The sequence below is a fragment of the Kosakonia sp. SMBL-WEM22 genome, assembly GCF_014490785.1.
Taxonomy (GTDB): domain Bacteria; phylum Pseudomonadota; class Gammaproteobacteria; order Enterobacterales; family Enterobacteriaceae; genus Kosakonia.
Genome location: NZ_CP051488.1, coordinates 3192934 through 3204760, shown reverse-complemented (window position 1 = coordinate 3204760; position 11827 = coordinate 3192934). Strand labels below are relative to the sequence as shown.

Here is an 11827-nt window from a genome sequence, read left to right as displayed (position 1 = left end):
ATTTAGGGCGGGAATTGTAGCGCTGCGCGCCGGGGGAGTAAACCGGCGTCTCAGTTGACGCGCAGATAGCTGCCGTCGGCGCTGACGTTGTGACCAAACGCGCAGTTATCGGGGTTATCGGTTTTGATGGCGAGTTTTTTTCCATCGGGTGAGAGCGCCAGCGAAATCGTACAGGTTGTGCCTAAATCCGAAATGACGATATCGCCGTTACCCTCTTTGAGCGTCACTTTTTCACTGAACTCGCCAATGTTCGGCCCGGAGTAGAGCCCCATCAGACCGTAATACGCACCCTCCCAGTCGGCTTTGTAGGTGTCATGGCCCAGCGATGTCAGCTTCAGGATCTGGAAGTCACTGCGCCCGGAGTATTGCCAGTACTCGCCGGCAGGAGAAGTCGGCTTCGGCAGCGCGTCCAGTTTGTCCTGAATGCGCGACAGATTATATTTCGACTTCTCATCATCCGGCATGATGGTCAGCCACGCCTGCGCTTTGCGGTACTCACCCTGGCGAATCCAGGTCAGCGCCACGTTGTTGTAGGCGGTAGCCTGTAGCACATCCTGAAAGTTTTGATCGCTGGCATCGCACTGCTCCTGCCAGGCGGCCTGCTGCTCAAAGGCCTCCCGCGCTTTCGGGTAGTTTTTCGCTTTGTAAAATTTCTCGCCCTGTTTGGCGTAGCTGCTGATTTTGGCGCAGTCAGCCTTAATTTGCGCTTCGGTAATCTCTGCCTGGCAACCGAAGGCCGCGAACATCAGCGCCAGCGCGCCGTAGGTATATTTCCTCACCATCCCATCCTTATAGAAAAGTTACGCCAGTTTGCAGGCGTCCGCCTCCCAGCGATAGCCCACGCCGTACACCGCGCGGATAAAGGATTGCTCCTCATCCAGCGCTTCCAGTTTTCGACGCATGTTTTTGATATGACTATCGATAGTACGGTCGGTCACCACGCGGTAATCATCATACAGATGATTGAGTAATTGTTCGCGCGAGAACACTTTACCCGGTTCGCTGGAGAGGGTTTTCAGCAGGCGGAACTCGGCCGGGGTCAAATCAAGCACCTTGCTGTGCCAGCTCGCCTGGAAGCGCCCTTCGTCGACAATCAGCGGGCTTTCAGCGTCAAGTTGCTGCAATTCGCGCTGCGGTTTGCAGCGGCGCAGAATGGTCTTCACCCGTGCGACCACTTCACGTGGGCTATAGGGTTTGCAGATGTAATCATCGGCACCGATCTCCAGCCCCAGCAGGCGGTCGATCTCCTCGATTTTCGCCGTCACCATAATAATCGGCACATTGGAGAAGCGGCGAATTTCGCGGCACAGCGTTAAGCCATCCACGCCCGGCAGCATCAGATCGAGCAGGATCAGATCCGGCGGCGTCTGGCGCACGTAAGCAAGCACCTGATCGCCATGGTTAATCAACGAAGGCGCGTAACTTGCCGCGCGCAGGTAGTCGATCAGCAGCTGTCCGAGCTTAGGTTCATCTTCGACGATCAGGATGCGCGGCGTGTTTTCATCAATGGGTAACTCGGTCATACATCTCTCGATTTTTCGCGTTCAAGCGGAAGTTCAACTGTAATGCTAACCCCGCCAAATGGCGAGTGCGCCGCATGGATAGCGCCACCGTGCGCCTCCACAATATTCAGACAGATAGCCAGCCCCAGCCCGGAGCCACCGCTGGCGCGGTTGCGCGATCCTTCCGTGCGGTAGAAACGCTCAAACAGGCGCTGTAACTGCTCATCGCTCACCCCAGGCCCGCTGTCGGCAAAGCGCAGCAGCAGCGTATTATCACGCGGGATTAGCTGGATAAGCGTTCGTCCGCCGCTGTCGGTGTAGCGCAGGCTGTTCTCCAGCAGGTTATTAAACAGCTGCATCAGGCGGTCGGGATCGCCAAACACCGTCGCGCTCTCGGGCAACTCCAGCGACAGCGTCAGATTGCGGCTGGCGAAGCGCTCGCGAAACGCGCCAGCGGCAATCTCCACCAGTGAGACGGCATCCACCGATTTTTTCTGATAAGCCAGCGCGCCCTCATCGGACATCGACAGCTGATGCAGATCGTCCACCAGCTTGGTCAGCGTTGCGACTTCGGCCTGCAACGACGTGACCGAATCGGGTGTGAATTGCCGCACACCATCCTGAATCGCCTCCAGCTCGCCGCGCAGCACCGCCAGCGGGGTGCGCAGCTCATGGGAGATATCAGCCATAAAGTCGCGGCGCATCTGCTGGTTCTTCTCCAGCGTGCTGGCGAGCTGGTTGAAGTCCTGCGCCAGCCTGCCAATCTCATCCTGACTGCCCGGTTTCACGCGGGTAGAAAAATCGCCCGAGGCGAGCTTATGCGTGCCGTCCACCAGCCGTTTAACCGGAGCCAGCAGCCCGCGCGCCAGCGGGAAGGTGGCGATGGCGGCCAGCAGCGTGGCGAGACCGACAATCACCCAGCTGGTGCGCCGCTGCTGGCGGTCAAAGTTGATATCGGTGTTGCGCGTCAGCTTTTTCACCGGCGAGGCGATCACCCAGCCGACGGTGGCGTTATTCACTTTGATCTCGCGCTGCGAACCATCCACCGGCACCGGCGAGTGCGGGCCGACCAGCACCCGCTTTTGCTGATCCAGCACCCAGAAGCGGGTGCGCCAGCCGTGGGGGGGCATGTCCGGGCGATCCGGCGGACCAGCGTCCTCATCAGGGGCAGGGCCGCGCCCGCGATCCGGGCCGCCAGGGCCAGGACGTCCGTCATCATGCTCACTCTCCCGGTCAAAGGAGCGCAGGATCTGGAAAATCATCCGGTCATTGTGGCGCAGAAACTGCCAGTCGCCGTGCTGGGTATACTGCTCGGCGAGGGTATCCGTCAGCATCTGCAAGCGCAGATCGTTTCCGCGCTTGATGTAATTCATAAAGTCATGCTCGAAGCTGATGCGCACCGCCCAGTGGGTGGCGAACAGCAGCAGAATGCAGGTGGTAAGGATGGCGAGAAAGAGTTTGGCCGTGATCCCCGGCCGCCAGAACCTCATGATGTTCTCCTGTTGCGACGGGCAATCACCGCATTTTGGCTGGCGTCATTCGGGACGCGGGCGAAAAGGGCCGCCGGCAGTGCAATAATCACCGCCATCGTCAGATAGGTATAAAGAAAGACTTCGTGCGCTACGCCGCTGTCCGCCGAGAGATGTTGCTGGCCGAAGAGGCCGAGCAGCAGACCGGCGACGCTGACGCCAATACTCATCGAGAGCTGCATAACCATCGACAGCATGCTGTTGCCGCCGCTTGCCAGCTCATCGGGCAGATCTTTAAGCGTTAGGGTATTCATCGACGAAAAGCGCATTGAGTTGATCATCCCCTGGCAGAAGAGCACCACCGGCAGCAGGTAATACCAGCCGAGCAGCGCCGTCGCCATAAACAGCAGGCTCACCAGCGCAAGGCCAATGGTCGAGGCGACCAGCACGCGGCGATAGCCAAAGCGGTTAACCACCTGCACAACAATACGCTTCATCCCCATGCTCCCGAGCACCATCGGGATCATCATCAGCCCGGCATGAAATGGCGAGAAGCCGAGGCCAATCTGCAAAAAGACCGGCGTCATAAAGGGCAGCATGCCGCTGCCGACACGCCCGGCGAAGCTCCCGGCAAGACCGAGTGAGAAGCTGCGGGTGCGGAACAGGCGCAAATTAAAAAGCGCCCGATCATTGCTCCTCGCATGCAGCAGGTAGAAAAGGATCGCCGCTGCCCCAACCGCCACCAGCCCGCCCAGTTGCCAGAGCGAAAGCCCAAGCCCGCGGCTGCCGTCGAGGGCCAGCGTCAGGGTTGCCATGCCACCCGCCAGCAGGACAAAACCGGAGAAATCGAAGCGGCGGGTCTGCAGGGTGTAGTTCGGCATCAGACTTAAGGTGGCAATCGCGCCAATAATGCCCACCGGCAGGTTAATCAGGAAGATCCAGTGCCAGGAGGCGTACTCAACCAGCATGCCGCCGAGCGCCGGGCCGAGCAGCGGGCCGACCTGGCCTGGCAGCGTCACAAAGGTCATCGCCGCCATATAGTGGGTGCGCGGCACAATTTTCATCACCGTCAGGCGCCCGACCGGCACCATCATCGCGCCGCCAAAGCCTTGCAGCACGCGCGCGAGGATCAGTTGATCGAGCGTGGCAGCCAGCGCGCAGAAGAGCGAGCCGGCGGTAAAGAGCACAATCGCCACGCAGAAGATATTGCGCACGCCAACCCGATCCGCCAGCCAGCCGCTGGCGGGCAGCATCACCGCTACCGTCAACACATAGGAGACCACCACCATATGCATATGCAGCGGGCTTTCGCCAAGGCTTGCCGCCATTGAGGGGAGGGCGGTGTTAACAATGGTGGTGTCCAGCGACTGCATAAAGAAGCCGAAGGCGACTATCCATAACTGCCAGCGGATCTCTTTCGGTAACTCATTCATTCACTTACGGGCTCTCTCACTTTGCGGCTAAAGCGTGCGCGCAGACGATCAAAGAAGAGGTAGACCACCGGCGTGGTATAGAGCGTCAGCAGCTGGCTCATCACCAGCCCGCCAACGATGGTAATACCGAGCGGCTGACGCAGCTCCGAACCATCACCGCTGGAGATCACCAGCGGCAGGGCACCAAACAGCGCCGCCAGGGTGGTCATCATAATTGGGCGAAAACGCAGCAGGCAGGCCTGGAAAATCGCCTCTTCGGCGCTCAGTTGCCCCTGGCGCTGCGCCTCGAGAGCGAAGTCGACCATCATAATGGCGTTTTTCTTCACTATCCCGATAAGCAGCATAATACCAATCAGCGCAATCAGGCTAAACGGCGCGCCAAACAGCTCCAGCGCCAGCAGTGCGCCAACGCCCGCCGACGGCAGGGTCGAGAGAATGGTCAGCGGGTGGACATAGCTCTCATAGAGAATGCCGAGCACAATATAGACCGTGGCGATGGCGGCGAGGATCAGGATCACCTGCGAGTTCATCGTCTCCTGGAAGACCTGCGCGGTGCCGGCAAAGCTGCCGCGCACGCTACTCGGTACGCCAAGCTGGGTCATGGTGCGGTCAATCGCCTCGCTGGCCTGCGAGAGCGAGACGCCCGCTGGCAGGTTAAAGGCAATGGTTGAAGCCGCAGATAACCCCTGGTGGTTTACCGACAGCGGCGCATTCGCCGGCTGCCAGTGGGCAAAATAGGCGAGGGGAATCGACGCGCCTGCATCGTTGATGATGTACATCTTATCCAGCGCGCTGACATCCTGGGTGTAGCGCGGGTCAACCTCCATCACCACTTTGTACTGGTTAAGCGGCTGGTAGATAGTGGAGATCTGCCGCTGGCCAAAAGCGTTATTCAGCAAGCTATTTGCCGCCTGCACGCTGATACCAAGGCGGGTCATGGTTTCGCGGTCGTAAATCAGGTTCATCTCTGCGCCGTTATCTTGCTGATCCGAGTTGACATCCGCCAGCTCCGGCAGCGCCGCCAGCGCTTTACGGATCTTTGGCTCCCACTCGCGCAGGTCGCTTAAGGAATCGGACAGCAGCGCAAACTGGTAGCTGGCATTGGCCTGACGGCCGCCGACGCGAATATCCTGCACTGCCATCAAAAAGAGGCTTGCGCCTGGCTCTTTTGCCAGCTTGCCGCGCAGGCGATCAATCACCTGCTGCGCTGTGGCCTGGCGCTCCTCGCGCGATTTGAGGGTGATAAACATCATCCCGCTGTTGACCCGCGAGCCGCCGGTAAAACCGGTAACGTTATCCACCGCCGGATCCTCACGGATAATCTGCATAAAGTCCTGTAACTTGCCGCGCATCGCCTGGAAGGAAATGCTTTGATCCGCCTGAATACCGCCCATCAGCACGCCGGTATCCTGCTCCGGGAAGAAGGTTTTTGGGATCGAGATATAGAGCCAGATATTGAGCGCGATGGTGCCGAGTAGTACCACACCAACCAGCCGGGCGTGGTTAAGCACCCACTTCAGCGAGCGGGCATACTGCTGCTGGATGCGAGTCAGCAGGCGACCAACGCCTCTCTCCCGTGTGCGGCTACGCGGTTTATGGGTTTTGAGCAACCAGCCGCACATCATCGGCGTCAGCGTCAGCGAGATTAGCAGCGAAATGCCAATTGCCACCGAGAGGGTAACGGCAAACTCGCGCAGCAATCGCCCCGGCAGCCCTGCCATCAGCAGTAGCGGCAGGAATACCGCCACCAGCGATAGACTCATGGAGAGCACCGTAAAGCCCACTTCCCGCGTCCCTTGCAGCGCCGCCTGAAGCGGTTTCATCCCCGCTTCGAGATGGCGGGAGATATTCTCCAGCACCACAATCGCGTCATCGACCACAAAGCCGGTGGCGATGGTCAGCGCCATTAGCGACAGGTTGTTAAGGCTAAAGCCGCACAGATACATGGCAGCAAAGGTGCCAATTAACGATACCGGTACGGCCACCGCCGGAATAAAGGTCGCCCGACCTGAACGCAGGAAGAGGAACACCACCAGGATCACCAGCGCGACAGAGATCACCAGCGTCTGCTCCACCTCCGCCAGCGAGGCGCGGATAGTCGGCGAGCGATCCTGAGCGATTTGCAGATCGATAGCGGCAGGAATGGTCTGTTGTAGCTCCGGCAGGCGGGCGCGAATGCTGTCCACCGTCTGGATAATATTAGCTTCCGGCAGCTTGCGAACCATCAGCAAAATCGCCGGTTTGGCGTTGGTCATCCCGGCGTTGCGCACATTCTGCACCGAGTCGGTGATCGTGGCGACATCGCTTAAGCGCACCGCGGCACCGTTCTTATGATGAATAATCAGCGGGGCATACTCCGCCGCGGTTTTTAACTCATCATTAGTTTGCACCTGCCAGCGATGAGCGCCATCCTCCAGCGCGCCCTGCGGTTTGCGCACGTTGGCGCTACTGATGGCCGTGCGCACTGCATCAAGCGACACACCCTGATTAAACAGCGCCTGCGGGTTAAGAGCGACACGCACAGCGGGCAGGGAGCTACCGCCGACATCAACATCACCGACGCCGTCGATTTGCGATAGGGTTTGCGCCAGCTGCGTCGAGGCGAAGTCATACAGCTCACCCTGGGAGTAAGTATCCGAGGTGAGGGTGAGGATCATGATCGGCGCATCAGAAGGGTTCGCTTTGCGATAGGTCGGGCGGCTCGGCATGCCGCTCGGCAGCAGGCTCTGCGCGGCGTTGATTGCCGCCTGCACATCGCGCGCTGCGCCGTTAATATCACGGTCGAAATTGAACTCAAGAATAATGCGCGTGCTGCCAAGCGAGCTGGAGGAGGTCATCTCGCTCACCCCGGCAATGCGCCCCAGCGAACGTTCAAGCGGCGTGGCGACAGAGGAGGCCATGGTTTCCGGTGAGGCACCGGGTAGCGAGGCGCTGACCATGATCACCGGGAAATCGACCTGCGGGAGTGGGGCGACCGGCAGCAGCCGGAAGCCAAGAATGCCGCACAGCGTAATGGCGAGTGAAATCAGGATCGTCGCCACCGGGCGGTAAATGAAGAGGGCGAAAAACTTCACTTACGCCTCCTCTTCACGCTGCGGAAAACGCTTTTTCACCGCCAGCGCCAGGCGGTCGAAGAGCAGATAGATCACCGGCGTGGTAAACAGCGTCAGCACCTGGCTCACCAGCAGGCCACCAACCATGCCAATCCCCAGCGGGCGGCGCAGCTCTGCGCCAACGCCGGTGCTGAGCATCAGCGGCAGCGCGCCCAGCAGTGCTGCCAGCGTGGTCATCAGGATCGGACGAAAACGCAGCAGGCAGGCCTGGAAGATAGCATCGCGCGGCGACATGCCTGCTTCGCGCTCGGCGGCGAGAGCGAAGTCGATCATCATGATGGCGTTCTTCTTCACAATGCCAATCAGCAGGATGATGCCGATAATGGCGATCACATCCAGCTCGCTGCCGGAGATCATCAGCGCCAGCAACGCGCCGACACCCGCCGTTGGCAGCGTCGAGAGGATGGTTATCGGGTGGATAAAGCTCTCATACAGCACGCCGAGCACGATATACATCGCGGCAATCGCCGCAACAATCAGCCAGATGGTGCTGCCGAGCGCCGCCTGGAACGCCAGCGTGCTGCCCTGGAATTCGGTGCGGATATCGGTCGGGAAGTGCAGATTTTTTTCGCTCTCCTGCACCGCGTCAACCGCATCGCCCAGCGAGTAACCGTCGGCGACGTTAAAGGAGATGGTGGTCGACGGGAACTGATCGAGATGGTTAATGCTTAACGGCGCATAGCGCTGCTCGATTTTGGCAATCGATGACAGCGGCACCACGCCGCCTTCGCTGCTGGTCAGGCGAATATTATCCAGTCCCTCGAGGCCCGGCGTCTGCGTGGTATCATGCTCCAGCACCACCCGATACTGATTCGCCTGGGTATAGATGGTGGAGATCAGGCGCTGACCAAAAGCGTTGTAGAGCGCGTTATCAACATCCGCCATGCTGATACCGAGGCGGCTGGCGCTGTCGCGATCCACGTTGACGTAAGCCACCAGCCCTTTGTCCTGCCAGTCGCTGCTGACATCCGCCAGCTGCGGCATCGCCTGCAGTTTACTCACCAGCTGCGGCACCCAGGTGCTGAGCGCCTCAAGGGAGTTTGCCTGCAGGGTGAACTGGTACTGGGTGCGGCTGACGGTGGTATCAATGGTCAGATCCTGCGTCGGTTGCAGATAGAGCGACATACCGGGCACATTGCCCGCCGCCTGCTGCAACCGCTCAATCACCGGCTGAACGCGATCGTCGCGCTCATCAAGAGGTTTGAGGTTGATCTGTAACCGCGCGCTGTTAAGGGACGGGTTAGTGCCGTCGACGCCGACAAAAGCGGTGAGGCTCTCAACGGCCGGATCGCGCAGGATAATATCTGCGACCTGGCGCTGGCGCTCTGCCATGCTGGCAAAGGAGGCGGATTGCGGTGCCTGCAGCGTACCCTGAATAATGCCGTTATCCTGGATCGGGAAGAAGCCTTTCGGAATAAAGATCCACAGCATTACCGACAGCACCAGCGTGCCGAGGGCAACGCCAAGGGTCAGCCACGGGTGGTTAAGCACCCGGCTTAGCAGGCGACCATACCCGGCAATCACCCGCTCAAAGAAGCGCTCCGAGGCGCGGGAGAAGCGGTTCTGCTTACGCAGGGATTCCGCGCTCAGCATGCGCGCGCACATCATCGGCGTTAAGGTCAACGACACCACCGCGGAGATCAGAATGGCAATCGCCAGCGTAACGGCAAATTCTCTAAACAGTCGCCCGACGATGTCGCCCATAAACAGCAGCGGGATCAGCACCGCAATCAGCGAGAAGGTGAGCGAGATAATGGTAAAGCCGATCTCGCCTGCGCCTTTCAGCGCCGCATTCAGCGGCTTTTCGCCCTTTTCGATATAGCGCGAGATGTTTTCGATGACCACTATCGCATCATCGACCACAAAGCCGGTGGCGATGGTCAATGCCATCAGCGTCAGGTTATTGATAGAGAAATCGAGAAACACCATCGCCGCAAAGGTGCCAATCAGCGACAGCGGCACGGCGACGGCAGGAATGATTGTCGCCGGAATATTGCGTAAAAATAGGTAGATAATCATCACTACCAGCGCAATCGCCAGCATCAGCTCAAACTGCGTGTCACTTACCGAGGCGCGAATATTGTTGGTGCGATCGGAGAGCACTTTCACACTGACAGATTTTGGCAGGCTCTCAGTCAGCTGTGGCAGCAGGGCACGGATATTATCGGCAGTATCAATAATGTTAGCGCCAGGCTGGCGCTGCACATTCATCACAATCGCCTGCTGCTTGTTGGCCCACGCGCCAAGCCAGCTGTTCTCCGCTCCCTGTTCCACGGTGGCAATATCGCCGAGGCGGATCGGTGCGCCGTTCTGGTAAGCGATAATCAGCTTACGGTACTCCTCGGCGGACTGCATCTGGTCATTCGCCGAGAGCGTAACCGCGCGGGTTGGGCCATCGAGGCTACCCTTTGCCGAGTTGACGTTAGCATTGCTGATGGCGGTGCGCACGGTTTCACTGGTTAACCCCAGCCCGGCAATCGCCTGCGCGTTGAGTTTGACGCGCACCGCCGGACGCTGGCCACCGGAGAGCGTCACCAGCCCGACGCCGGAGACCTGGGAGATCTTCTGCGCCACGCGTGTTTCCACCATATCCTCTACCCGCGTCATCGGCATGGCGGAAGAGGTGACCGCCAGCGTCATGATCGGCGGATCGGCCGGGTTCACTTTGTTGTAGACCGGCGGATTCGGTAAGTCCGAAGGCAGCAGGCTATTGGCGGCGTTCATCGCCGCCTGCACCTCTTGTTCGGCGACATCCAGCGGCAGGCTCAGCTGGAACTGTAAGGTAACCACCGACGCGCCGCCGGAACTCTGCGAGGACATCTGTTTTAAGCCCGACATCTGGCCGAACTGGCGCTCAAGCGGGGCGGTAATCGCCGAGGTCACCACATCCGGGCTGGCGCCAGGGTAGAGCGTCACCACCTGAATCGTTGGGTAGTCGACTTCCGGCAAGGCGGAAACCGGCAGGAAGCGGTAGCCGATGATCCCGGCCAGCAGGATCGCCACCATTAGCAGCGTGGTAGCGACCGGACGCAAAATAAACAGACGCGAAGGGCCACCCGTCCGGCCCGGCGGTAACAGCTGCATCAGCCTTGTGCTCCTTTCGCCGGACGTTGACGCTTCGCGGGGAGGATTTCTGCGTTGCTGGCGTCAACCACTTCCACCTGCGCCCCCTCTGTCAGGCGGTCGATACCGTCGGTAACGACGCGATCGCCTGCCGATAACCCGGCGCTAATCACCACTTTCTGGCTGTCCTGAATGCCCGGCGTCACCGTGTGTTTGCTGACCTTATTCTTATCGTTCAGCACCCAAACGAAGTTACCTTCGTTACCCATCTGCAGCGCGGCGGCGGGGATCACCACCGCATCCTGCTGGGTAGCGACCAGCATACGGGCGTTAACAAATTGATTCGGGAAGAGGGCGTCATCCTGGTTGTCGAAACGGGCTTTGAGCTTGATGGTGCCGGTAGTGGCGTCGATCTGGTTATCCAGGCTCAACAAGGTGCCGCTGCTAAGCTTCTGCTTATTGGTGCGATCCCAGGCTTCCACCACCAGTTTCTGCCCCTTTTTCTGCGCCTGCACCACGGTGGCGATGTCGCTCTCTGGCAGGGTAAAGATGAGATCGATAGGGTGAGTTTGCGTCAGCACCACAATACCGGTGGTATCGCTACTGCTGATCTGGTTGCCGACATCGACCTGTTTCAGGCCGACGCGCCCGCTAACCGGCGCGGTGATGCGGCTCCACTCCAGCTGCAGCTGAGCGCTGGCGACGGAGGCTTCATCCGCTTTTAACGTGCCTTCTGATTCGCTGACCAGCGCCTGCTGGGCATCGAGATCCTGGCGGGAGACGAGGCTGGTTTTCGCCAGCTGCTGGTAGCGGGCAAGATCGCGGCGGGCATTGGCGAGCGTCGCTTTATCCTTCGCCAGCTGCCCCTGCGCCTGCGCCAGCGCGACGTTGAACTCGCTGGGGTCAATCTCCGCCAGCAGATCGCCGGCGTTAACCTGCTGCCCCTCCTGGAAATGGATCGCTTTCAACTGACCTGAGACGCGGCTGCGCACGGTAACGGTGTTCGCCGCGGTGATAGTACCGAGGCCGGAGAGATAGCGGGGAACGGATTCGCTGGTGGCGGTAGCCGCCTGCACCGGCGGCAGCGCACCGCGCATGCCGTGACGTCCGCCGCCCGCAGGCGCTTTCTGCCCGCTTTCTGAGGTGGTTGAGGGGGTGTGCGCAAAGTAGTACCAGGCCGCACCTGCCAGCGCGATGACCAGTGCCGCGACAACGGTGCGGCGAAAAGTGACTCGTCCTTTCATCGT

General features: G+C 59.8%; 7 protein-coding genes. All 7 read right to left on the bottom strand.

The genetic code is table 11. The features are described from left to right. Positions 1 to 50: 50 nt before the first annotated feature. From HF650_RS15425 to HF650_RS15395, 7 genes are read right to left on the bottom strand one after another with little or no spacing between them, the layout of a single operon-like run. Positions 51 to 782, bottom strand: coding sequence for a tetratricopeptide repeat protein (locus HF650_RS15425; protein WP_187799384.1), 732 nt, complete (start codon positions 780 to 782; stop codon positions 51 to 53). Between the two features lie 18 nt (positions 783 to 800). Continuing rightward, on the bottom strand, positions 801 to 1523 hold the full coding sequence (baeR, locus tag HF650_RS15420) for a two-component system response regulator BaeR (protein ID WP_187799383.1): 723 nt from the start codon (positions 1521 to 1523) through the stop codon (positions 801 to 803). Beyond that, positions 1520 to 2992, bottom strand: a complete 1473-nt coding sequence (gene baeS, locus HF650_RS15415; RefSeq protein WP_187799382.1) for a two-component system sensor histidine kinase BaeS — start codon at positions 2990 to 2992, stop codon at positions 1520 to 1522. Before baeS ends, baeR begins: the two co-directional genes overlap by 4 nt. Continuing rightward, positions 2989 to 4404, bottom strand: a complete 1416-nt coding sequence (locus HF650_RS15410) for an MFS transporter (protein WP_187799381.1) — start codon at positions 4402 to 4404, stop codon at positions 2989 to 2991. The genes baeS and HF650_RS15410 overlap by 4 nt, the downstream gene beginning before the upstream one ends. Then, positions 4401 to 7478 carry a multidrug efflux RND transporter permease subunit MdtC gene (mdtC, locus tag HF650_RS15405; protein WP_187799380.1) on the bottom strand — a complete coding sequence of 1026 codons (3078 nt, stop codon included), beginning with the start codon at positions 7476 to 7478 and terminating at the stop codon, positions 4401 to 4403. The genes HF650_RS15410 and mdtC overlap by 4 nt, the downstream gene beginning before the upstream one ends. Then, positions 7479 to 10601 (bottom strand): MdtB/MuxB family multidrug efflux RND transporter permease subunit, encoded by a 3123-nt coding sequence (locus tag HF650_RS15400; RefSeq protein WP_187799379.1) that lies wholly within the window; start codon positions 10599 to 10601, stop codon positions 7479 to 7481. Then, entirely contained in the window at positions 10601 to 11824 is a 1224-nt protein-coding gene (locus HF650_RS15395; RefSeq protein WP_187799378.1) for an MdtA/MuxA family multidrug efflux RND transporter periplasmic adaptor subunit, read from the bottom strand. Before HF650_RS15395 ends, HF650_RS15400 begins: the two co-directional genes overlap by 1 nt. Positions 11825 to 11827: the final 3 nt, after the last annotated feature.